Here is a 21,078-nt window from a genome sequence, read left to right as displayed (position 1 = left end):
GCTCCGCTCTTTCTTCTTTGCTTAAATATCCCGGGGTCCGGCGGTGACGCAAAAGAGGAGGGCGGCTCCTTTCGGAACCGCCCTTTCATCAGCTTGGAAGCGAAATCAGATCGCCGCGTCGCGCACGTCCTGATCCACCTTGTCCTCGTATTTCTTGAAGTTCTCGCGGAACATCCCCTTCAGCTTCTCGGCCTGCGCGTCATAGGCCGCGCCATCGGCCCAGGTCTGGCGCGGGTCAAGCAGCTTGTCCTCGACGCCCGGCACCGAGACCGGCACCTCGAAGCCGAAGTTCGGGTCGCGCCGGAACTCGACGTTGTTCAGCGATCCGTCCAGCGCCGCGGTCAGCAGCGCGCGGGTGGCCTTGATCGGCATCCGCGAGCCCGTGCCGAACGGCCCGCCGGTCCAGCCGGTGTTGACCAGCCAGCAGACAGCATCCGACTTCTCGATCCGCTCTTCCAGCAGACGCCCGTATTCCTCGGGGCGGCGCGGCATGAAGGGCGCGCCGAAGCAGGTCGAGAAGGTCGGCTGCGGTTCCACCACCCCGTCCTCGGTCCCCGGGGTCTTCGAGGTGAAGCCCGACAGGAAGTGGTACATCGCCTGCTGCGGCGTCAGCCGCGCGATCGGCGGCATCACGCCATAAGCGTCCGAGGTCAGCATGATGACGTTCTTCGGCTGCCCCGCCATGCCGGTTTCGGACGCGTTCGAGATCGCCTCCAGCGGATAGGCGCAGCGGGTGTTTTCCGTGATCGAGTCGTCGGCGAAGTCCAGTTCCAGCGTGTCGGGGTCGAAGACCATGTTCTCGACCACCGTGGCGAAGCGGTGGGTGGTGGCGTAGATCTCGGGCTCGGCCTCGGGCGACAGGTTGATCGTCTTGGCGTAGCAGCCGCCCTCGAAGTTGAAGACGCCCTTGTCCGACCAGCCATGCTCGTCGTCGCCGATCAGCACGCGCGAGGGGTCCGCCGAAAGCGTCGTCTTGCCGGTGCCCGACAGGCCGAAGAACACCGCCACGTCGCTTTCATCGCCCGGCGCGTGGTTGGCGGAACAATGCATCGGCATCACGCCGCGTTCCGGCAGGATGTAGTTCAGCAGCGTGAACACGCCCTTCTTGTTCTCGCCCGCATAGCCGGTGTTGGCGATCAGGATCATCCTGCGGTCGAAGTTCAGCGCGATCACCGTGTCGCTGCGGCAGCCGTGACGCTCGGGGTCCGTCTTGAAGGACGGGCAGTTGATGATCGTCCAGTCGGGGGTGAAGCTCGCCAGTTCCTCGGCCTCGGGACGGCGCAGCAGGTGGCGGATGAACAGGTTGTGCCAGGCCAGTTCGCTGACAACGCGGACGTCAAGCTGATGTTCGGGGTCGGCGCCGCCGAACAAGTCCTGCACGAAATATTCGCCGCCCTTCATATGGGCCAGCATGTCCTCATAAAGCCGGTCAAACGCCTCAGGCTCCATCGGCGGGTTGTTGTCCCACCAGATCGAATCCTCGACCCCCGGCGTGCGGACCACGAACTTGTCCTTGGGCGAGCGGCCGGTCTTGGCGCCGGTAGACACGAGGAAGGCGCCGCCGAGGCCCAGCTTGCCCTCGCCGCGTCGGATCGCGGACTCGACCAGCGCGGGTTCCAGCAGGTTGTAATGGACCTCCCCCAGCCCCCGGATGCCCTGATCTTCGAGTTTGCAGTTCGGGTTGACGCGGGGTTGTGACATACCGGGACTCCTGTGGATCGCGCGCTGCGGCTTTGCCGCCCCTATAAACATGGCGAAATGATGAAGATAGACCGGCAATCGCAAGAGTTAGCGCAACCATCTGCCGTTAGCGGTATCAATGATAAAACGGTTAACTGCCAAAAAGGGAAATGACCCCACGATCCACGCCAGCGCGGTGGAAATCGCCGGGCGGGGGCTGCTGATCCTCGGTCCCTCCGGCTCGGGCAAGTCTTCGCTGGCGCTGGCGCTGATGGGGATGGGGGCGCGGCTTGTGGCGGATGACCGGGTGATCCTGCGGGTCCGGGACAGCAGCCTTGTCGCCGAATGCCCCGCCCCGATCCGGGGGCGGATCGAGGCGCGGGGCATCGGCCTCCTGCAGGCCGAGGCGGCAGGGCCGGTCGCGATCGCGCAGGTGGTGGATCTGGGGCAGGCCGAGACCCGGCGACTTCCGCCCCCCCGCAGCATCATGCTTTCGGATCTGGCGCTGCCCCTTGTCTTGGGACCGGCCGGCCCGCATCTTGCACCGGCGCTGATGCAACTGATGCGCGGCGGGCGCGGCTGACGGCGGGCGCCCTGATGGACGGGTTTGGCGTGGACAGCGGACAGGCGATGGAATCGATGGGCAGCGCCGAGCCGGGCGCCCAGCGGCTGGTGCTTGTCACGGGGCCGTCGGGGGCCGGACGCTCGACCGCGATCCATGCGCTCGAGGACATGGGCTTCGAGGCCATCGACAACCTGCCCCTGTCGCTGATCCCGCGGCTGCTGGACGGCCCCGCGCGGCCGGTGCCGCTGGCGCTGGGGCTGGACGTGCGCAACCGCGACTTTTCCGCCGCCAGCCTGATCGAGCTGATCGACGCGCTGACCCGCAACCCGGCCTTCGCGCCCGAGGTGCTGTATCTCGACTGCGCGACCGAGGTGCTGGTGCGCCGTTATTCCGAAACCCGCCGCCGCCACCCGCTGGCCGATGGCGGCACGCCCGCCGAGGCGATCGCGGCCGAGCGCGACCTGCTCGATTCCGTCCGCAACCGCGCCGATGTGCTGATCGACACCACCGACCTCAGCCCGCACGACCTGCGCGCGGAACTTGCCGCCGCCTTCGACCTGCGGGGCGGGCGGGGCCTGTCGGTGTCGGTCCAGTCCTTCAGCTACAAGCGGGGGGTGCCGCGGGGTCTGGACATGATGTTCGACTGCCGCTTCCTTGCGAACCCGCATTGGGAACCCGCCCTGCGGCAACTGGATGGCAGGAATGCAACGGTTCAGCATTACGTGACGACAGACCCCCGGTTCGAAACCTTTTTCCAGAAGGTTCGAGACCTTATACTCTTTCTGTTGCCCGCGCAGGTGGACGAGGGCAAGGCGCATCTGGCGATTGGCTTCGGCTGCACGGGCGGACAGCATCGTTCCGTCACCTTGGCCGAGCTTGCCGCCGACGCGCTTGCGAAAGAGGGTTGGCAGGTGTCTAAAAGGCATCGTGAATTGGAACGTCGCGCCTCGGTGCTGCGCCCGGCGGAAATGACGCCGGCCGAGCAGCGAACGGGTGCGTCTAGCGAAGCGACCGCGCAGAAGCCGTCGCGAGTGGTGGAAGGCAGTTGATCGGGATCGTCATCGTCGCGCATGGGGGACTGGCGCGTGAATATGTCGCTGCCGTCGAGCACGTCGTCGGGCCGCAGCGTGGAATCAGGGCGGTCACCATTGAGGAAAACCACGACCGCGCCGCCAAGGAGGCCGAAATCTGCCTGGCCGCCAACGAGGTGGATGCCGGCGACGGGGTGGTGATCGTCACCGACCTGTTCGGCGGCTCGCCGTCGAACCTGTCGATGCCTGCCTGCCTGCCCGCGCGCCGCCGCATTCTTTACGGCGCGAACCTGCCCATGCTGGTCAAGCTCGCCAAGTCGCGCCACCTTGAGGTCGAGGATGCCGCCGTCATGGCCGCCGAGGCCGGGCGCAAGTATATCGATTTCTACGCCCCCGAACCGGCGGAGCGAGCCGTGCTGTGACGGAACTCAGCCGCGAACTGCGGATCATCAACGAAAAAGGACTGCACGCCCGCGCCTCGGCCCGATTCGTCGAGACGGTGGAACGATTCGATGCCCGCGCCACGGTCGAGAAGGACGGAGAGCGGGTGGCGGGTGATTCGATCATGGGCCTGCTGATGCTCGTCGCGCCCCGCGGCAGCACCATTCGCATCACCACCAGCGGACCCGATGCCGAGCCGCTGATGCAGGCGCTGACCGACCTCGTGGGCGACTACTTCGGCGAAGGCCGCTGAGGGCCGCGCCCCGTGGCCCGCGACAGCTATCACCACGGCAACTTGCGGCAGGCACTCGTCCAGGCGACCGTCGCGCTGATCGAGAAAAAGGGACCGGCAGCCTTCACGCTGGCCGAGGCCGCGCGGCAGGCGGGCGTCAGCGCCGCCGCGCCCTACCGCCATTTTACCGGGCGCGAGCAACTGCTCGAGGAGGTCGCGCGGCAGGGCTTCATCGACTTCGCCGCGCGGCTTGAGGCCGCCTTTGACGACGGCCGTCCCTCGGCGCTGTCGGCTTTCCTGCGGATGGGGGAGGCCTATCTCGGCTTTGCGGCCGAAAAGCCGGGCTTCTACATGGCGATGTTCGAATCGGGCCTTTCGATCTCGGGCAACGCCGATCTTGCCCTTGCCGCCCAAGCCGCCGAGGCCGCACTGTTCCGGGGCGCCGAGGCGCTGTTCGCGCGTCTGCCCACCGCTCGCCGTCCGCCGGCGACCATGGTCGCCAACCATGTCTGGGCCATGTCCCATGGGGTGGTCGAGCTGTTCGGCCGCGGCCGTCCCGGCGCGCGCAGCCCGATCTCGGCCGACGAGATGCTGGAAAGCGGGGTGCTGATCTACCTGCGGGGCCTTGGCGTCATCGAATGAGATTCTTCGTGCAGGGGGATTGACGCAGACCCTCTGGACTCCGACATTGTTAATGTGATTAACATTCACATCGACTCACGGAGCATCCTCATGACCCCAGCCTATGAACCTCGCAGTTATCCGCCCGCAGAAGGCGTCGTTCAGTCCGTTCGGCAGCTTTTGCTGCATGTCCGCGACTGGCTGGACGCGCGGGGCAGGGTGGCATGGCTTGCCGCCATGATCCTCGGCCTTGTCTTCGCCTGGCCCGTCGGCCTTGCCATCCTCGGCTACATGATCTGGAGCAAACGCATGTTCGGAACCTGCACCCGCCGCAGCCGCCACGTCCCGGCTTATCGCACTGAACGCACCGGCAACGCCGCCTTCGACGCCTATCGCGACGAGACGCTGAAGCGGCTGGAGGACGAGCACCGCGCCTTCCTCGACTTTCTGCAGAAGCTGCGCGAGGCCCGCGACAAGGCCGAGTTCGACCAGTTCATGGACGAACGCCGCAATGCCTGAACACAGGGGGCCGGACCAACCGGCCCCTTTTCAATAGGCGCAGTCGGCGTAGATGCGCGACAGGTCGCCCTGCCATTCGCCGTGATACTTCGTCAGCAGGTCGTCGGCAGCGGTGACGCCCCGTTCCACCCGCTCGCGCAGCACAGCAAGGAACTGCCCCTCGTCCACGCCGTTCTGCAGCCGGGCGCGGGCGTTCAGCCCCGCCTCGGCCAGCGTCAGCGTCTCGGCGGCCAGATCCCGCAGGCGCAGACCTTCAAACTCGCCCGCCAGCCCGTCGCGGGAGGCGGCGCGGCGCAGGCCCTCGCGCTGCTCATGCGTCCAGCCGCGGGTGAGTTCTGTCGCGGCATCCAGCGCCCCCTGGTCATAGGTCAACCCGACCCACAGGGCGGGCAGGGCGTTCAGGTGGCTTGAGGGACCGGCGTCGGCGCCGCGCATCTCGATGAACTTCTTGACCCGTGCCTCGGGGAAGACCGTCGTCATGTGGTCGGCCCAGTCCGACAGGGTCGGCACCTCGCCCGGCAGTGCGGGCAGGCGGCCTTTCAGGAAGTCGCGGAACGACTGTCCCAGCGCGTCGATGTATGTCCCGTCGCGGTAGACGAAATACATCGGCACATCGAGCACGTAATCGACCCAACGCTCGTAGCCGAAGCCATCCTCGAAGACGAAGGGCAAGAGCCCCGTGCGGTCCGCGTCGAGGTTCTGCCAGATATGCGCCCGCCAGGACTTCATCCCGTTCGGCCTGCCGTCGAGGAAGGGCGAATTGGCGAACAGCGCCGTCGCCACCGGCTGCAAGGCCAGCGCCACGCGCAGCTTCTGCACCATGTCGGCCTCGGACGCATAGTCGAGGTTCACCTGCACGGTGCAGGTCCGGTACATCATCTGGGTGCCCAGCGTGCCGACCTTTTCCATGTAGGGCGTCATCAGCGCATAGCGCCCCTTGGGCATCATCGGCATCTGTGCCTGATCCCAGATCGGGGCCGCGCCCAGGCCCATGAAGCCGACGCCCATCCCTTCGGTCACGGCCTTCACCTCGGCCAGATGCTGGCGGGTCTCGTCGTCGGTGTCGTGGATCGTCTCGACCGGGGCGCCCGACAGTTCCAGCTGGCCACCCGGTTCAAGGCTGACGCTGGCGCCGTTCCGCGACAGGCCGATCAGCTTGTCGCCCTCGCGGACCTCGGCCCAGCCGAAGCGGTCGCGCAGCCCTTCGAGGATGGCAAGGATGGACCGCGGCCCCTCGTAGGGCAGGGGCTTCAGCGTGTCCCAGAGGAAGCCGAACTTCTCGTGCTCGGTGCCGATGCGCCAATCTTCGCGCGGCTTCTCGCCCGACGCGACATATTCGGCCAGCTCTTCGCGCTGTTCGATCGGGCCGCCGCCCTGCTGGGGAATGGACATGGGGGCCCTCACGAGGTCGTAATCGGGGGGACAGGTGGCGCGGCGGTCGGGGAGTGTCAAGCCAACCCTTCGACGGGGGCAAGCCTTGCCGGACCCCGGCGCGCGTGTCAGAGGCAGGAGAACCCCGAACGCCCGAGACCCCGATGACCGACCTGCCCGACACGAGTGATGCCCGCGCCCTGCCGGTGGTGCGCCTGCGGCCCAAGGCGAATGCGCGGGCGATCCGGCATGGATTCCCCTGGGTCTATGCCGACGAACTGGCGCTGGACCGCCGCACGAAGGGGCTGGTGCCGGGCGCGATGGCGGTGCTGCAGGATGCCGAGCGCGGAGCCTTGGGCGTCGTGACGGTCAACGTCCACTCGAAGATCGCCGCGCGGGTGATGGACCAGGACGCCGGGGCGGAGATCGACCGCGCATGGCTGGCCGCCCGCTTGCGCCGGGCGCTAGCGATGCGCGAGCGGCTGTCCGACGCGCCGTTCTACCGGCTGGTCCATGCCGAGGCGGACGGGCTGCCGGGAGTCGTCATCGACCGCTTCGGCGATGCGGCGGTGATCCAGCCCAACGCGGCCTGGGCCGACCGGATGCTGGGCGACCTGTCCGCTGCACTGGCCGAGGTCACGGGCGTCTCGACCATCGTGATGAACGGCTCGGGCCGGGCTCGGGGACTTGAGGGGCTGGACGAGCGGACCAAGGTGCTGACTGGCTCGGTCACCGTGCCGATCGAGGTGCCGATGAACGGCGCGACCTATCTGGCCGACCTGACCGGCGGGCAGAAGACCGGCCTGTTCTATGACCAACGGCCGAACCATGCCTTTGCACAGCGGCTGTCCCGAGGCGCGCGGGTACTGGACGTGTTCAGCCATGTCGGCGGCTTTGGCCTTGCCGCACTTGCAGGCGGGGCAGAAAGCGCGACCTGCGTGGACGGCTCGGCTGCCGCGCTGTCGCTGGCGCAGGGTGGGGCGCGCGCGATGGGCCTTGAGGCGCGGCTGACCACGCGGCAGGGGGATGCCTTCGCCGTCATGGAGGCGCTGGCGACCGAGGGCGCACATTTCGACCTAGTGATCTGCGATCCGCCCGCCTTCGCGCCCGCCAAGCAGGCGCTCGACGCCGGCCTGCGCGCCTATGAGCGAGTGGCGCGTCTGGCCGCGTCTCTGGTCGTGCCGGGGGGCTATCTTTGCCTCTGCTCCTGCAGCCATGCCGCGGACCTGACGGCCTTCCGCAACGCCAGTGCCCGGGGGATCGGGCGGGGCGGGCGGCGGATGCAGCTGATCCACACGGGCTTCGCCGGGCCGGACCACCCGATGCTGCCGCAGCTTGCCGAAAGCGGCTACCTCAAGGCGCTGTTCTTCCGGCTGGACGGATGAAGGCGGTCCTCGACGCCTGCGTCCTCTACCCGACCGTCCTGCGGGAAATCCTGCTCGGCGCAGCGGATGCCGGGCTTTACCAGCCGGTCTGGTCCGCCCGCATTCTCGACGAATGGCGCCATGCCGCCGCCCGCCTCGGCCCTGACGGGGCCGCCGTTGCCGGGGCCGAGATCGCGCTGCTGCGCCTGTCCCATCCGCAGGCCGAGGCCGCCGGCGACGGCACCCTTGCCGCGGGCTTCGACTGGCCCGATCCCGCCGACCGCCATGTGGCCGAAACGGCGCTGGCCTCGGGCGCTGAACTCATCGTCACCGCCAACCTGCGCGACTTCCCCGCACGCGTGCTCTCGGCGTTGGGCCTGCGTGCCGTTCATCCCGACGCCTTCCTGCTGGACCTCTGGCGGCACGATCCCGAGCCCGTGGCGGCCAGCGTCGGGGCCGCCCATGCCAAGGCGCAGGCGCTGGGCGGGCGGGTCCCCTTGCGCGACCTGATGGCCCGCGCCCGGCTGCCGCGGCTGGCGAGGGCGCTTGCCCGCGCGGGCTGACGGCTTGCCGGGGCGGGGTACAGCCTCTACCACCATGGCCGAAGCGTGAAGGGGACGGTGAAAGCGATGGCATCGCGTCTGACAGCGGTCGATGACTTCGATCTCGTCATCTTCGGCGCGACTGGCGACCTTGCGCGGCGCAAGATCTTCCCCGCCTTGTTCCGCCGCCATTCGGCCGGCCATTTCCCCGACGGCGCCCGCATCATCGGCACGGCCCGCACCCCCATGGACGACAGCGGCTTCCGCGCCGACATCGCCGCCGCCATCGCCGAGTTCGACCCGCCCCGTGCCGGCGACCCCGGGCTTCCCGCCTTCCTTGGCCGCCTGTTCTATGTCCCCGTGGATGCGACGGGCGCCGAGGGCTGGGCGGACCTTGCCGCAAGGATGCGCAAGGACGTCGTGCAGGCTTTCTACCTTTCGGTCGCGCCCGCGCTGTTCGGCGATATTGCCGACCGGCTGTCAGGCCACGGGATCGCCGGGTCGGATGCCCGGATCGTGGTGGAAAAGCCCTTCGGCCGCGACCTTGCCTCGGCCCGCGGGCTGAACCGCACGCTGGCGCGGCATTTCACCGAAGGGCAGATCTACCGGATCGACCATTATCTGGGAAAGGAAACGGTCCAGAACCTGATGGCGATCCGCTTCGCCAACATCCTGTTCGAGCCGCTGTGGAACGCCCATTACATCGACCATGTCCAGATCACCGTGGCCGAGACCGTGGGCGTCGCCGGCCGCGCCGCCTATTACGACCACGCGGGCGCCATGCGCGACATGGTGCAGAACCACCTGATGCAGCTTGTCTGCCTGATCGCGATGGAGCCGCCCTGGCGCTTTGACCCCGACGCGGTGCGGGACGAGAAGCTCAAGGTCATCCGTGCACTGGAGCCGGTGCCCGAGAGCGACATCGTGCGCGGGCAATATGCCGCGGACGGCGCCGGCTACCGCGCCGATGTCGGAAACCCGGCCAGCCGCACCGAAAGCTTCGTGGCGCTGAAGCTGCGCCTTGCCAACTGGCGCTGGCAGGGGGTGCCCTTCTACCTGCGGACCGGCAAGTGCCTTGCCGCGCGCACCAGCGAGATCGCGGTCGTCTTCCGCAAGCCGCCGCACTCGATCTTCGACGCCGAGGAGCGGCAGAAACCGGACCAGCTTGTGATCCGCCTGCAGCCGAACGAGGGGATCAACCTCATGGTGATGATCAAGGAGCCGGGGCCGGGCGAGCTGCGTCTGGTCGAGGTGCCGCTGGACATGAGCTTCGCCGAGGCTCTGGGGGTCGACATACCCGACGCCTATGAACGGCTGATCACCGAGGTGATCCGCGGCGACCAGACCCTGTTCATGCGCGGCGACGAGGTCGAGGCCGCCTGGGCCTGGGCCGATCCCGTCATCCGCGCCTGGGAGGAGGGGGGCGCGCAACCCGCATCCTATCCGCCCGGCACCAGCGGCCCCGATGAAGCGTTGGGGCTGATCGGCCGCGACGGCCGCCACTGGCGTAACCTGCAGTCCTGAACCAAAGGCAAGAGAACCGATGAAGCTGATCGAGCATCCCGACCGCGAGGCGCTGACGCTGGCCGTGGCGCAGGAAATGACCGAGGCGCTGGGCATGGCGCTGAAGACCCGCGACAGGGCGGTGCTGTGCCTGCCGGGCGGCTCGACCCCCATCCCCGTCTTCAAGGCACTGGCGGCGGCACGGCTGGAATGGGACCGCGTGCTGGTGATCCCCAGCGACGAACGCTGGGTGCCGCCCGACCACAACCGCTCGAACGCCCGGCTGATCCGGCGCAACCTGATCGAGCAGGGCGCGGGGGCCGAACTGATCGAGCTTTACGCCGAGGGCCTCGACCCCGCAGCCGGGGCGGCGCTCGCGTCCGAGCGGATCGCGCCCCTGCTGCCGCTGTCGGTCCTGCTGCTGGGAATGGGCGAGGACATGCACACCGCCAGCCTGTTCCCCGGCGCCGAGGGACTGGCCGCCGCGCTTGACGCCGCGGCGCCTCCGGTGCTGCCGATCATGGCTGCGGCAACCGAGGAGCCGCGCGTGACCCTGACCCGGCCCGCGCTGAGTTCCGCGACCGAAAGCTTTCTGATGATCGCCGGGCCGGAAAAGCGCGAGGCGCTGGAACGCGCGGCCTCGCTACCGGTCGAGCAGGCGCCGGTCGCCGCCGTGCTCAAGGGCATGATCGTGCATTACGCGGAATGACCGCGCCTTCATTGAAAGGAACATCGATGACCGACCTCTGGGGTCAACTGGCGGCGCATCGCGCGGCCACGCAGGACCGTTCCATTGTCGCGCTGTTCGACGCCGGCCCCGACCGTGCCCGCGACTGCGCCCTTTCCGCCGAAGGGCTGTGGTTCGACTGGTCGAAGACCGCCATCGACGGGACCGCCCGCGACCTGCTGCTGGCGCTTGCAGCCGATGTGCCGGCCCGGCGCGCGGCGATGTTCGCGGGCGACAAGATCAACGAGACCGAGGGTCGCGCCGTCCTGCACACGGCGCTGCGGGCAAGCGACGGCCCGATTCTCGTCGATGGCCATGACGTGCTGCCCGAGGTCCAGGCGACGCTTGCCCGGATGCGCAGCTTTGCCGATGACATCCGCTCGGGCCGGCGGGCGGGGCAGGGCGGCGCCTATACCGATGTCGTCAACGTCGGCATCGGCGGCTCGGATCTGGGGCCTGCGATGGCCGCGCTGGCGCTGGCGCCGTATCAGGACGGGCCGCGGCTGCATTTCATTTCCAACGTGGACGGGGCGGATGCGGCCGACACGCTGAAGGGGCTGGACCCGGAAACGACGCTGGTGATCGTGGCGTCCAAGACCTTCACCACCCTCGAGACGATGACCAACGCCGATACCGTGCGCCGCTGGATGGCCGGACGGGTGCGCGATCCGGCCAGCCAGTTCGCCGCGGTGTCGAGCGCGCCGGACAGGACGGCCGAGTTCGGGATCGACCCCGACCGCGTCTTCGGCTTCGCGGACTGGGTGGGCGGGCGCTATTCGGTCTGGGGGCCGATCGGGCTGTCGCTGATGCTGGGGATCGGGCCTGACCAGTTCGATCAGTTCCTCGCCGGCGGCCGCGCGATGGACGAGCATTTCCGCGAGGCTTCCCTGGACCGGAACCTGCCGGTGATGCTGGCGCTGGTGGGTATCTGGCACCATCAGGTCTGCGGCTATCCGACCCGCGCCGTCCTGCCCTATGCCAACCGCCTGCTGCGGCTGCCCGCCTATCTGCAGCAGCTCGAGATGGAATCGAACGGCAAGGGCGTCACCATGGACGGCACAGCGCTGGACCGTCCTGCCGGCGCCATCGTCTGGGGAGAGCCGGGGACCAACGGCCAGCACGCCTTCTACCAGTTGATCCACCAGGGCCTGCAGGTCGTCCCCTGTGAGTTCATCGTCGCCGCCTGCGGCCACGAGCCGGAACTGGATCACCACCAGAAGCTGCTGATCGCCAACTGCCTGGCGCAAAGCGGCGCCCTGATGCGCGGCCGCTCGCTGGAGGAAGCGCGGGCTCAGGTCGCCGCCAAAGGGCTGACCGGCCCGGAAGCCGAGAAGCAGGCCCGCCACCGCGTCTTTCCGGGCAACCGCCCCTCGACCACGCTGGTGATCGAGGAACTGACGCCCTTCACCCTTGGCCAGATCATCGCGCTTTACGAGCACCGTGTGTTTGTCGAGGGCGTGATCCTCGGGATCAACAGCTTTGACCAGTGGGGGGTCGAGCTTGGCAAGGAACTCGCCCAGCAGATCGCGCCGCTGCTGGATGGCGCCGAGGCCGAGGGACAGGACGCCTCGACGCTGGCGCTGGTGCGGCAGATCAGGGCGTTCCGAGGCGAGGGCTGAGACGGAACGCCGGAACGAGCCGCAACGGCGGGGGCCGGATCAGAATCTTGTACCGGCATGGCGGCAGGAAGTGCCGGGTTGAGGGGCTGCATGAGTAGCCCTGCTGCCGGAAAGGGCATCAGGACCATGGCCGCCAGGGCAGGGGACCGGCCGGCGGCCGTTTTCTGACGACCATTTCACCATAAACGCATGAGCCAGACAGGACAGGGCGCCGCGTCCCTTGTGGGTGAAAGGATCGGTCGCCGTTGCCGCAGCCACCTGCGTCCCCCGTCAGCCTCGAAACAGGGCGACGGCTGAGGAAAGGAACCGCTCGGCCACGGGGGCCGCCTCGAACATCAGTTCGTGGCGGGCGCCGGGCAGGTCCAGCAGTTGCGCCTGTGGCCAAGCCGCCGCGCGGATGTGGATCGCGGTGGCCGAGACAACGGCCTCGGCCCCGCCCACGGCGATCAGCGCCGGAAGATCGGGCGAGGGCAGGGCGCCGAGACGGCGGCATTCGGCGCGCGCCGCGGCGATCCAGGCATAGGTGGCGCCGCCGAGGGTCAGTTCGGGCCAGCTTCCGGCCTGCGCCACCAGCCGCGCCCATTGCACCGGGTCGCCGGTCAGGGCATTCCCGCGAAAAGGCGCGTCCAGCAGATAGGTCCCGCCGCTGCCCGTGCCGATGGCCGTCAGTTCGGCGCGGCCCAGCCGCCGGGCGATACCCGTGAGGCCGGTGATGACCGCGTCCGGCACCCGAGGATGGTGCAGTCCCCACATCGGGGCCGAGAAGGCCGCGGTTTCCACCGGCAGCCCGTTCAGAAGCGCGGCGAGGCCGATGCAGCCCCCCATCGAATGCGCAAGCAGGTGCCAGGGACGCGGCAGCCCCAGCGTATCGGCCGCCACCACAATTTCCACGACATCGTTCTGGTAATCGGCGAAGTCGGCGATGTGGCCCGCGCGGGGATCGCGCAGCAGCCGGTCCGACAGCCCTTGTCCCCGCCAGTCGATGGCAAGCACGGCAAAGCCCCCGGCCGCAAGCCGGGTGGCGATTCCATCGTATTTCTCAAGATACTCGGTCCGGCCCGGAAACAGCAGAACCGTTCCCGTTGCAGCGTCCCGGGGTTGCCACAGGCCGAGCCGCAGCCGCAGGCCATCCTCGGCCTGCAGGAAGAAGGCCTGTCCCGGTGAGGGCGGCTCACCGGGCAGGCGGTTCAAAGGCGCCGGCTGAAATCCCTGTGACCCGGAGGCCGGTCGGGCGACTGCGTCCATCGGCGCCCGGTCCGTCAGGAGAGCGCCGCGCCCAGCTTCATCGCGGCGGGCAGCGAGCCGTCGATCTTCAGCTTGCCGCTCATGTAAGCCATGGTCGGGTTGGTGTCGCCGTTCATGATTCCTTCGAAGGTGTCGCGGCTGGCGGTCAGCGTCACCTCGGCCGCCTCGTCGCCCGCGCGGACGCCCTGTTCGTCGATCATGATCGCGCCTTCGCCCTCGACGACGAACTTCGCCGAACCGTCGAACGAGGAAATCCGGTTCCCCAGTGCCTTGACGGCACCCTCGATCACTGCACTCATCCAATCTCTCCCAATCTGGCGCCGCGGCGCGGGAATGCTTACATCATCCATATGCGCGTGCCGATGACCCAGTTCCACCCTGCCGCAGCGGCATTTGGCGCGGCAATCCTGTCGATTCTGTTAACGGCTTTGCCCCTGCGCGCGCAAAGCCCCGCCGAAATGGATTCACTTTTCAGCGAACTGTCCTTGCAGCAGGGCGATGCATGGATGCGGGCGCAGTCTGACATCGAGCGGGCCTGGTCGCGCTCGGGTTCGGCCGCGCTGGACCTGCTGCTGATGCGGGGCGAGGCGGCGCTGGACGCAGGCGACGTGCCTGCCGCCATCGGCCACCTGACGGCGCTGACCGAGAACGCGCCCGACTTCGCCGCCGGATGGGCGGCGCGCGGAACGGCCTTTTATCTTGCCGGGCAGACGGGTCCCGCGATCTCTGATCTCGCGCAGGCGCTGCGGCTTGAGCCGCGGCACTGGCCCTCGCTCACGCTGCTGGCCACGATCCTCGAGGATATGGGGGACCATGACCGCGCGCTTGCCGCTTATCACGAAAGCCTGGTGATCCATCCGCATCAGGAGGAAGCGCGCGACGGCATCGGGCGGTTGCTGGCCGAAGGCCAGGGGCAGGACGCCTGACGTGGCGGGACGCGTCACGGCCGTGCTGGGGCCGACGAACACCGGCAAGACCCATTATGCCATCGAGCGGATGCTCGCGCACCGCACCGGCGTCATCGGCCTGCCGCTGCGGCTGCTGGCGCGCGAGGTTTATGACCGCATCGTGAAGGCGCGCGGGCCGTCGGTCGTCGCCCTCATCACCGGCGAGGAGCGGATCGTCCCCGAACGCGCCGCCTACTGGGTCGCCACCACCGAGGCCATGCCCGAGGTGCTGGCCGATTTCGTCGCCATCGACGAGATCCAGCTTTGCGCCGACCCCGAGCGCGGCCATGTCTTCACCGACCGCCTGCTGAACATGCGCGGCCTGCACGAGACGCTGCTGCTGGGTTCTGCCACCATGCGCCCCGCTATCGCCGCGCTGGTCCCCGAGGCGCAGTTCATGCGGCGGGAACGGTTTTCCACGCTGACATGGGCGGGGTCCAAGAAGCTGTCCCGGATGCCCCCGCGCTCGGCCATCGTGGGGTTCAGCGTTGATGACGTCTATGCCACGGCGGAACTGATCCGGCGCCAGAAGGGCGGCTGTGCGGTGGTCATGGGGGCGCTGTCCCCGCGCACGCGGAACGCTCAGGTGGCGATGTATCAGGCGGGGGAGGTCGATTACCTTGTCGCCACCGACGCCATCGGCATGGGGCTGAACCTCGACATCCGCCATGTGGCCTTCGAGGCGACCCACAAGTTCGACGGCCGCCGCCTGCGGCCCTTGTTTCCGCACGAACTGGGCCAGATCGCCGGCCGCGCCGGGCGCCACACCGAACCCGGCACTTTCGGCGTCACTGGCGAGGCGCAACCCTTGGACGAAGGGCTGATCGACGCCATCGAGAACCACCGCTTCCAGCCGATCAGCCGCCTGATCTGGCGAAATTCCTCGCTGGAGTTCGGTACGGTGGACCGCCTGATCCAGTCGCTGGAACAGCCCTCGGGCAGCGAATGGCTGGGACGGGGGCGAGAGGCGGACGACCTGTCGTCGCTGAAAACCCTGTCGGCCCTGCCAGAAATCCGCGACCGGGTGACGCATCCCAAGGACGTGCGGCTTCTGTGGGACGTCTGCCGCATCCCGGATTTCCGCGGCATCTCGCCTGCGGAACACACCACGCTGCTGACCCGCATCTACGGCTTCCTGCAGGACGGCGGCATTCCCGGCGACTGGCTGGCGCGGTCCGTGGCGCGGATTGACAAGCCCGGCGGCGACATCGACGCGATCAGCAAGCGGCTCGCCTATATCCGCACCTGGACCTATGTCGCCCAACGCAATGGCTGGGTCAGGGACGAAGCCCATTGGCGGGAAGAAACCCGCGCGGTAGAAGATCGCCTGTCGGATGCGCTTCATGCCGCGCTGACGCAGCGATTCGTGGACCGGCGCACATCCGTATTGCTGCGCCGGCTCAAGCAGAAGGAGAGCCTGGTGGCCGAGGTGAACGACAAGGGCGAGGTGACGGTCGAGGGCGAATTCGCCGGCCGTCTGGAAGGATTCCGGTTCCGCACCGACCCCAGCGCCCAGGGCGACGAGGCGAAAATGCTGACCCGCGCTGCCTATGAGGCGCTGCGCCCCGAGTTCCACCTGCGCGCGGACCGCTTCTACAACGCGCCGGACACGGAACTGGACTTCACCGTGCAGGGCGGGCTGATGTGGGGCGGCTCGGCCGTGGGCAAGCTCGTCCGCGGCGCCGATCCCCTGAAGCCGGGCATCGAGGTCTTCGTGGACGAGGACGCTGGGCCGGAGGTGGCCGAAAAGGTCCGCCGCCGCTTGCAGCATTTCATCGACCGCAAGATCGCCGCGGGCTTCGAGCCCTTGCTGACGATGCAGGCCGACGAGGCGCTGACGGGTCTCGCCCGCGGCGTGGCCTTCCGGCTGGTCGAGGCGATGGGGGTTCTGCCGCGCGAAGGCATCGCCTCGGAAATCAAGGAACTGGACCAGGATGCGCGCGGCAGCTTGCGCAAGCACGGCGTCCGCTTCGGCCAGTTCACCATCTTCCTGCCCGCGCTGCTGAAGCCCGCGCCGACCCGGCTGCGGCTGCTGCTGTCGGCGCTCTGGGCCGGGGCCGACGAATTCCCTGAATCGCCCCCTCCGGGGTTGGTGACGATCCCGAACCTGCCCGACGTGCCGCGCGACTATTACACGCTGTCGGGCTACCATCCTGCGGGCGAGCGAGCGATCCGCATCGACATGCTGGAACGGCTGGCCGACATGCTGCGCGCCCAGGACAGCCGCGGCGGCTTCGAGGCGACGCCCGACATGCTGTCGATCACGGGCATGACGCTGGACCAGTTCGCCGACCTGATGGGCGGCCTGGGCTATCGCGGCGAGAAAGCCGAGCGGGTGAAGACCCGCGCTGTCGTCGCCGTTGTTCCCGAACCCGCGCCGGTGCCCGAAGGCGAGCCCGTCGCGCCGATGACGGAAGAGGAAAGCGTCCTCGCCGCCGAGACCCGCGCCCGCTGGGAAGCCGAGCAGGCCGAACGCCAGCGCGCCGAGGCCGAGGCCGAACAGGCGGCCGCAACGGAAGCCGGGGAGGTTCCGGCCGCTGACGGCAACGAGGCCGAGGCAGCCGAAGCGGCGCCGGAAATGGAAAGCTTCTACACCTTCACCTGGGCGCCCCGTCCGCGCGGTCCCCGGCGCGAGGGCCGGGACGGCGAGGCCCGCGGCAACCGCCGTCCAGGCCGCTTCGGCGGCACCCAACCCCAAGGGGGGCAGCAGCGCGAGGGCCAGCCGCGCCAGGCCGCGCCCGCCGAAGGCGAGGACCGCCGCGGCGACCGGCCACGTGCCGAACGTCGTTTCGGCGGCGACCGCCAGGGCGAAGCCCAAGGCCAGCAGCGCCAAGGCAAGTCCGGCAAGCCGAAGGGCGAACGCGGCAAGGGCGGCCCCGCCGGCAAGGATCGCCCGCCCCGGAACGAAGGGGGGCGCAGCTTCGAATCGCGCCCGCCGCGCAACGACAAGCCGATCGACCCCGACAGCCCCTTCGCGGTGCTGGCGGCGTTGAAGAACAAGTCGTGATCGCGGCCAAGAGGTATCGCGCCTGATGGTGCGCAGAGGTAGGGACCGGGACGAGGACGAGGACGAGCCGCCGACCTCGATCCGGCTCGACCGCTGGCTGTGCCATGCGCGGGTCTTCAAGACGCGCACCATGGCCGCGGACCGCATCAGCGAAGGGGGCGTCCGCGTGAACGGCGCCCCCTGCCGCAAGCCGGGGCATGAGGTGAAGGCGGGCGACGTGGTGACGGCCGCAGCACCCGGCGGCGTCCGCAGCCTGCGTGTCCTTGCGCCGGGCGAGCGCCGTGGCCCGGCCAGCGAGGCGCGCGAGCTTTACGAGGATCTGGACGCGGCCCCTGGCGCTGCGCCGGAAGCATAGCCGCCCGTGATCCCCGCCGGGTTGAACCCCGGCGATGAAAGGCATAGTTGAGGCCCCGCACCTGCCTCGCGAGGATTCCGATGACCTATGTCGTGACCGACAACTGCATCATGTGCAAATACACGGACTGCGTCGAGGTCTGCCCGGTGGACTGCTTCTACGAGGGCGAGAACACGCTGGTCATCCACCCCGACGAATGCATCGACTGCGGCGTCTGCGAACCCGAATGCCCTGCCGACGCGATCCGGCCCGACACCGAGCCGGACATGGAGGCCTGGGTCGAGTTCAACCGGAAATATTCCGAACAGTGGCCGGTCATCACCCGCAAGAAGGATCCGCTGCCCACTGCGGCCGAGATGGACGGCCAGCCCGGCAAGATGGAGAAGTACTTCTCGCCGAATCCGGGCGAGGGCGACTGAGGCCCGGATTCGGAACGCATCCGCCGGAAGAAAGGCCCGGGCGGCCTGATGATGGAGGTCGCGGGAAAAACCCCTTCATTTAAGGGGTGATTCGTGATACAACACTGTCATATCGGCCACGTTCTGCGCTGGCCGGCTGCCTTGTGGCCGGACATATGCCTGTCCTGCCAGCAGACAACAATCACACGCACCTCGGGAGGGCAAGTCCTCTGGGGGCATTTTTGCGCCCCGGCAGGGCGTAAGCTGGAAGGAAGCAGGATGTCGAAGACCAAGAAGAACGAGTTCCACCCCGACGATTTCGTGGTTTATCCCGCCCATGGCGTCGGCCGCATCGTGTCCATCGAAGAGCAGGAGGTCGCCGGCCTTCGCCTCGAGATGTTCGTGATCTCGTTCGAAAAGGACAAGATGACGCTTCGCGTCCCGACCGCCCGCGCCACCGAGATCGGGATGCGCGGCCTCGCCTCGCCCGACATGGTCGATCGCGCGATGGAAACCCTGAAGGGCAAGGCCCGCGTCAAGCGCGCCATGTGGTCGCGCCGCGCGCAGGAATACGAACAGAAGATCAACTCGGGCGACCTGCTGTCCATCGCCGAGGTCGTCCGCGACCTGCACCGCAACGACGACCAGCGCGAGCAGTCCTATTCCGAGCGCCAGCTTTACGAGGCCGCGCTGGACCGCCTGACCCGCGAGGTCGCCGTTGTCAGCGGCATCGACGAGGGCGGCGCCCAGAAGAAGGTCGAGGCAGTGCTGACGGCCCGCGCGGCCTGACCGCATTCCCTTAAAGGCAGGGGCGGGTCCGTGGGGCCCGCCTTTTTCATGTCCGTCGCCGCTCGACCAGCGCGATGACCAGCGACATCACCGCGAACTGGGGCACGGCAATCATCAGCAGCAAAGGCTCTGCCATTCCAGGCTGGTAAACCGTGTTGCTGATGTCCTTTCCCAAAAACCGGAGCCTTTGGTCCAGCCCTCCATATAGCTGCAATCCGGCAGGACCGGCTTAGCGGCTGCGAAAGTCAGCCGGGCTGCCAAGGCCGTCCACAGTGGCAGAACGGGGATCAGGCGAAGCAATCGCCTCGATCCCGTCCTTCCAAAAGTGCCCGTGTTGCCTTTGCGCTCTTAAGGCAAGGCCTGCATTATCGCTCCGTCCCCCAAGGACGTCCGGGACGGCAGAACCGCGAGGGCGGCTTCAGCCATAAGGGTGCCGGCGGGGAAAGCGCGGCAGGGCCAGCGCCCGGGATGATGTTGCCGATGCCCTGCCCGGACACAAGGCAGTTGGCGATCTTGCCCCTTTCCCGTCCTCTGCAGGCCAGCAACCATGCTGCCGTGGCATCCGCAAGAACGCGCGCAGCGCCGGGATCACGCCAGCGCCGCCAGGATACGCGCCCAGCTTCGTGCGCCCTTCGAGAAGCTTTGCACGTCGTATTTCTCGTTCGGCGAGTGGATGCGGTCGTCATCCTTTCCGAAGCCGATCAGCATCGTGTCCATCCCCAGCAGTCGCTTGAAGTCGCCCGCCACGGGGATCGAGCCGCCCGCGCCGATGAAGGCGGCCTCGCGGCCCCATTCCTCGGTCAGCGCCTGCTTCGCCGCTGCGAAGGCCGGGTCCGAGGTGTCCATAACACTGGCCTGCGAATTGCCATGGGCGTGGAACTCGACGGTGCAATCGGCGGGGATATGGGCGCGGACATGGGCGCGCAGCGCTTCGCGGATCGCATCGGGGTTCTGGGTGCCCACCAGCCGGCAACTGACCTTGGCGCGGGCCTCGGCGGGCAGGACGGTCTTGAAGCCCTCGCCCGCGTAACCCCCGGCGATGCCGTTGATCTCGAAGGTCGGACGGTTCCAGACCATCTCCAGCCCGGTGCGGCCCTTTTCGCCCACCGGCTCGCGCAGACCGACGCGGGACAGGAACTCGGCCGCGTCGAAGCCCAGCGCTTCCCAGTCGGCGCGCAACTCGTCGGTCAGTTCCGGCGCGCCGTCGTAGAAGCCGGGCAGGGTCACGTGGCCATCCGCGTCCTTGATACCGGCGAGCGCGTTCACCAGCACCTGGATCGGGTTCGCGGCCAGTCCGCCGAAGCTGCCCGAATGCAGGTCGCGGTCGGCGGCGCTGACCACGATCTCCTCGCCCATCAGGCCCCGCAACTGGGTCGTGATCGCGGGCCGCCCGTCGGAATACATGGTCGTGTCGCAGATCAGCGCGAGGTCCGCCCGCAGGGCGTCAGCATTCTCGCGCAGAAAGAGCTGGAGGTTGGGAGAACCCGATTCCTCCTCGCCCTCGAACAGCAGGGTCAGGCCGGGAGGCAGGGTGCCGTGGACGGCCTTCCACGCCCGGCAGGCCTCGACGAAGGTCATCAACTGGCCCTTGTCATCGGCGGCCCCGCGTCCGCGGATCACCTGGCCGTCCGGTGTGTCCTGAACCTGCGGGTCGAAGGGCGGGCGGTGCCACAGATCCAGCGGATCGACGGGCTGCACGTCGTAATGGCCGTAGAACAGAAGGCTGCGCCCCTCGCCCGCAGGCGTGCGTGCCACCACCATCGGGTGGCCGGGCGTGTCCATCACCGACGCCTGAAACCCCAGTCCGGACAGTTCGTCCCGCAGCCAGCCCGCCGCCAGCCGCACATCCGCCGCGAATGCCGGATCGGTCGAGATCGAGGGGATGCGCAGGAAGGCCATCAGCCGCTCCAGCGCCGCGGGCAGCCCCGCGTCCAGCCGATCCAGCACCTCGTCCAGCCGGTAATCCGTCGCCATCATCTGTCCTTTCCCGAGCATATTCATCGAGTTCCCATACGACTTTTCGTCTCAGGGAGGGAATAGAGGCTGTTAATCGCGCCCATTGATCCTTATCAATGCAGGGACCATCGGCCCGAACCATGTTCGGGACAGGCCCGTGAGGCAA

General features: G+C 68.3%; 22 protein-coding genes. 16 read left to right on the top strand and 6 right to left on the bottom strand.

Translation table 11 applies throughout. The features are described 5' to 3' along the window. Positions 1 to 105: 105 nt before the first annotated feature. Entirely contained in the window at positions 106 to 1,701 is a 1,596-nt protein-coding gene (locus JGR78_RS09565; RefSeq protein WP_182802898.1) for a phosphoenolpyruvate carboxykinase, read from the bottom strand. Between the two features lie 118 nt (positions 1,702 to 1,819). Here JGR78_RS09565 and JGR78_RS09560 point away from each other — a divergent pair, with 118 nt between their 5' ends. The 6 genes from JGR78_RS09560 to JGR78_RS09535 all read left to right on the top strand — a co-directional run bounded on the left by JGR78_RS09560 (position 1,820) and on the right by JGR78_RS09535 (position 5,089). Then, positions 1,820 to 2,263: an HPr kinase/phosphorylase gene (locus JGR78_RS09560; RefSeq protein ID WP_182802896.1), complete on the top strand. Its 444-nt coding sequence runs from the start codon at positions 1,820 to 1,822 to the stop codon at positions 2,261 to 2,263. Between the two features lie 56 nt (positions 2,264 to 2,319). Next, complete coding sequence (rapZ, locus tag JGR78_RS09555) at positions 2,320 to 3,294, top strand: RNase adapter RapZ (RefSeq protein ID WP_182790838.1); 975 nt, start codon at positions 2,320 to 2,322, stop codon at positions 3,292 to 3,294. Continuing rightward, a complete protein-coding gene (locus JGR78_RS09550; RefSeq protein ID WP_182790622.1) occupies positions 3,291 to 3,698 on the top strand; it encodes a PTS sugar transporter subunit IIA in 408 nt (135 codons plus the stop codon). The genes rapZ and JGR78_RS09550 overlap by 4 nt, the downstream gene beginning before the upstream one ends. Further along, the gene (locus tag JGR78_RS09545; protein WP_182790621.1) at positions 3,695 to 3,970 is read left to right on the top strand and encodes an HPr family phosphocarrier protein; all 276 of its coding nucleotides are present in this window, start codon (positions 3,695 to 3,697) and stop codon (positions 3,968 to 3,970) included. Before JGR78_RS09550 ends, JGR78_RS09545 begins: the two co-directional genes overlap by 4 nt. A gap of 12 nt (positions 3,971 to 3,982) precedes the next feature. Beyond that, positions 3,983 to 4,591, top strand: coding sequence for a TetR/AcrR family transcriptional regulator (locus JGR78_RS09540; protein ID WP_182790620.1), 609 nt, complete (start codon positions 3,983 to 3,985; stop codon positions 4,589 to 4,591). Between the two features lie 90 nt (positions 4,592 to 4,681). Then, complete coding sequence (locus JGR78_RS09535) at positions 4,682 to 5,089, top strand: DUF2852 domain-containing protein (RefSeq protein WP_182790619.1); 408 nt, start codon at positions 4,682 to 4,684, stop codon at positions 5,087 to 5,089. A gap of 30 nt (positions 5,090 to 5,119) precedes the next feature. On the opposite strand, the gene JGR78_RS09530 is transcribed toward JGR78_RS09535, so the two are convergent. Next, entirely contained in the window at positions 5,120 to 6,481 is a 1,362-nt protein-coding gene (locus JGR78_RS09530; protein WP_182790837.1) for a glutamate--cysteine ligase, read from the bottom strand. Positions 6,482 to 6,624: 143 nt separating this feature from the next. On the opposite strand from JGR78_RS09530, the gene JGR78_RS09525 reads away from it, so the two are divergent. The 5 genes from JGR78_RS09525 to pgi all read left to right on the top strand — a co-directional run bounded on the left by JGR78_RS09525 (position 6,625) and on the right by pgi (position 12,215). After that, positions 6,625 to 7,845 carry an RSP_2647 family RNA methyltransferase gene (locus JGR78_RS09525; protein ID WP_182802894.1) on the top strand — a complete coding sequence of 407 codons (1,221 nt, stop codon included), beginning with the start codon at positions 6,625 to 6,627 and terminating at the stop codon, positions 7,843 to 7,845. Continuing rightward, positions 7,842 to 8,387, top strand: coding sequence for an RSP_2648 family PIN domain-containing protein (locus JGR78_RS09520; RefSeq protein ID WP_182790617.1), 546 nt, complete (start codon positions 7,842 to 7,844; stop codon positions 8,385 to 8,387). The genes JGR78_RS09525 and JGR78_RS09520 overlap by 4 nt, the downstream gene beginning before the upstream one ends. Positions 8,388 to 8,453: 66 nt before the next feature. Further along, a complete protein-coding gene (gene zwf, locus JGR78_RS09515) occupies positions 8,454 to 9,890 on the top strand; it encodes a glucose-6-phosphate dehydrogenase (RefSeq protein ID WP_182802892.1) in 1,437 nt (478 codons plus the stop codon). Positions 9,891 to 9,909: 19 nt separating this feature from the next. Beyond that, positions 9,910 to 10,578 carry a 6-phosphogluconolactonase gene (gene pgl, locus JGR78_RS09510; RefSeq protein WP_182790615.1) on the top strand — a complete coding sequence of 223 codons (669 nt, stop codon included), beginning with the start codon at positions 9,910 to 9,912 and terminating at the stop codon, positions 10,576 to 10,578. Positions 10,579 to 10,604: 26 nt separating this feature from the next. Next, positions 10,605 to 12,215 carry a glucose-6-phosphate isomerase gene (gene pgi / locus JGR78_RS09505; protein WP_182790614.1) on the top strand — a complete coding sequence of 537 codons (1,611 nt, stop codon included), beginning with the start codon at positions 10,605 to 10,607 and terminating at the stop codon, positions 12,213 to 12,215. 270 nt (positions 12,216 to 12,485) lie between these two features. On the opposite strand, the gene JGR78_RS09500 is transcribed toward pgi, so the two are convergent. Then, complete coding sequence (locus tag JGR78_RS09500; protein ID WP_234450703.1) at positions 12,486 to 13,406, bottom strand: alpha/beta hydrolase; 921 nt, start codon at positions 13,404 to 13,406, stop codon at positions 12,486 to 12,488. Positions 13,407 to 13,474: 68 nt separating this feature from the next. Next, positions 13,475 to 13,759 (bottom strand): SCP2 sterol-binding domain-containing protein, encoded by a 285-nt coding sequence (locus JGR78_RS09495; protein WP_182790612.1) that lies wholly within the window; start codon positions 13,757 to 13,759, stop codon positions 13,475 to 13,477. 63 nt (positions 13,760 to 13,822) lie between these two features. Between JGR78_RS09495 and JGR78_RS09490 the strand changes: the two genes are divergently transcribed. From JGR78_RS09490 to JGR78_RS09470, 5 genes are all read left to right on the top strand, one after another. Beyond that, positions 13,823 to 14,386, top strand: coding sequence for a tetratricopeptide repeat protein (locus JGR78_RS09490; RefSeq protein ID WP_234450702.1), 564 nt, complete (start codon positions 13,823 to 13,825; stop codon positions 14,384 to 14,386). Positions 14,387 to 14,456: 70 nt separating this feature from the next. Continuing rightward, positions 14,457 to 17,414 (top strand): helicase-related protein, encoded by a 2,958-nt coding sequence (locus JGR78_RS09485; RefSeq protein WP_182790836.1) that lies wholly within the window; start codon positions 14,457 to 14,459, stop codon positions 17,412 to 17,414. 25 nt (positions 17,415 to 17,439) lie between these two features. Then, positions 17,440 to 17,769 carry an RNA-binding S4 domain-containing protein gene (locus JGR78_RS09480; protein ID WP_182790610.1) on the top strand — a complete coding sequence of 110 codons (330 nt, stop codon included), beginning with the start codon at positions 17,440 to 17,442 and terminating at the stop codon, positions 17,767 to 17,769. Between the two features lie 80 nt (positions 17,770 to 17,849). Beyond that, positions 17,850 to 18,188 carry a ferredoxin FdxA gene (gene fdxA, locus JGR78_RS09475; protein WP_182790609.1) on the top strand — a complete coding sequence of 113 codons (339 nt, stop codon included), beginning with the start codon at positions 17,850 to 17,852 and terminating at the stop codon, positions 18,186 to 18,188. A gap of 258 nt (positions 18,189 to 18,446) precedes the next feature. After that, complete coding sequence (locus tag JGR78_RS09470; RefSeq protein WP_182790608.1) at positions 18,447 to 18,956, top strand: CarD family transcriptional regulator; 510 nt, start codon at positions 18,447 to 18,449, stop codon at positions 18,954 to 18,956. 46 nt (positions 18,957 to 19,002) lie between these two features. Here the strand turns inward: JGR78_RS09470 and JGR78_RS18435 are convergent, their stop codons facing one another. Next, positions 19,003 to 19,131 (bottom strand): hypothetical protein, encoded by a 129-nt coding sequence (locus JGR78_RS18435; RefSeq protein WP_255440433.1) that lies wholly within the window; start codon positions 19,129 to 19,131, stop codon positions 19,003 to 19,005. A gap of 413 nt (positions 19,132 to 19,544) precedes the next feature. Further along, the gene (locus tag JGR78_RS09465) at positions 19,545 to 20,930 is read right to left on the bottom strand and encodes a dipeptidase (RefSeq protein ID WP_182802889.1); all 1,386 of its coding nucleotides are present in this window, start codon (positions 20,928 to 20,930) and stop codon (positions 19,545 to 19,547) included. Positions 20,931 to 21,078: the final 148 nt, after the last annotated feature.

Source organism: Paracoccus sp. MC1862 (genome assembly GCF_016617715.1).
Lineage (GTDB): Bacteria > Pseudomonadota > Alphaproteobacteria > Rhodobacterales > Rhodobacteraceae > Paracoccus.
This window is presented reverse-complemented; position numbering and strand designations above follow the sequence as displayed.

What these genes read in the sequence shown, in the direction of transcription:
- JGR78_RS09465 (WP_182802889.1), bottom strand. Translation starts at nt 20,930, where the DNA reads ATGGCGACGGATTACCGGCTGGACGAGGTGCTGGATCGGCTGGACGCG.
- JGR78_RS09495 (WP_182790612.1), bottom strand. Translation starts at nt 13,759, where the DNA reads ATGAGTGCAGTGATCGAGGGTGCCGTCAAGGCACTGGGGAACCGGATT.
- rapZ (WP_182790838.1), top strand. Translation starts at nt 2,320, where the DNA reads ATGGGCAGCGCCGAGCCGGGCGCCCAGCGGCTGGTGCTTGTCACGGGG.
- JGR78_RS09560 (WP_182802896.1), top strand. Translation starts at nt 1,820, where the DNA reads ATGATAAAACGGTTAACTGCCAAAAAGGGAAATGACCCCACGATCCAC.
- fdxA (WP_182790609.1), top strand. Translation starts at nt 17,850, where the DNA reads ATGACCTATGTCGTGACCGACAACTGCATCATGTGCAAATACACGGAC.
- JGR78_RS09520 (WP_182790617.1), top strand. Translation starts at nt 7,842, where the DNA reads ATGAAGGCGGTCCTCGACGCCTGCGTCCTCTACCCGACCGTCCTGCGG.
- JGR78_RS09470 (WP_182790608.1), top strand. Translation starts at nt 18,447, where the DNA reads ATGTCGAAGACCAAGAAGAACGAGTTCCACCCCGACGATTTCGTGGTT.
- pgi (WP_182790614.1), top strand. Translation starts at nt 10,605, where the DNA reads ATGACCGACCTCTGGGGTCAACTGGCGGCGCATCGCGCGGCCACGCAG.
- JGR78_RS09565 (WP_182802898.1), bottom strand. Translation starts at nt 1,701, where the DNA reads ATGTCACAACCCCGCGTCAACCCGAACTGCAAACTCGAAGATCAGGGC.
- JGR78_RS09525 (WP_182802894.1), top strand. Translation starts at nt 6,625, where the DNA reads ATGACCGACCTGCCCGACACGAGTGATGCCCGCGCCCTGCCGGTGGTG.
- JGR78_RS09485 (WP_182790836.1), top strand. Translation starts at nt 14,457, where the DNA reads ATGCTCGCGCACCGCACCGGCGTCATCGGCCTGCCGCTGCGGCTGCTG.
- pgl (WP_182790615.1), top strand. Translation starts at nt 9,910, where the DNA reads ATGAAGCTGATCGAGCATCCCGACCGCGAGGCGCTGACGCTGGCCGTG.
- JGR78_RS09535 (WP_182790619.1), top strand. Translation starts at nt 4,682, where the DNA reads ATGACCCCAGCCTATGAACCTCGCAGTTATCCGCCCGCAGAAGGCGTC.
- JGR78_RS09480 (WP_182790610.1), top strand. Translation starts at nt 17,440, where the DNA reads ATGGTGCGCAGAGGTAGGGACCGGGACGAGGACGAGGACGAGCCGCCG.
- JGR78_RS09490 (WP_234450702.1), top strand. Translation starts at nt 13,823, where the DNA reads ATGACCCAGTTCCACCCTGCCGCAGCGGCATTTGGCGCGGCAATCCTG.
- zwf (WP_182802892.1), top strand. Translation starts at nt 8,454, where the DNA reads ATGGCATCGCGTCTGACAGCGGTCGATGACTTCGATCTCGTCATCTTC.
- JGR78_RS09530 (WP_182790837.1), bottom strand. Translation starts at nt 6,481, where the DNA reads ATGTCCATTCCCCAGCAGGGCGGCGGCCCGATCGAACAGCGCGAAGAG.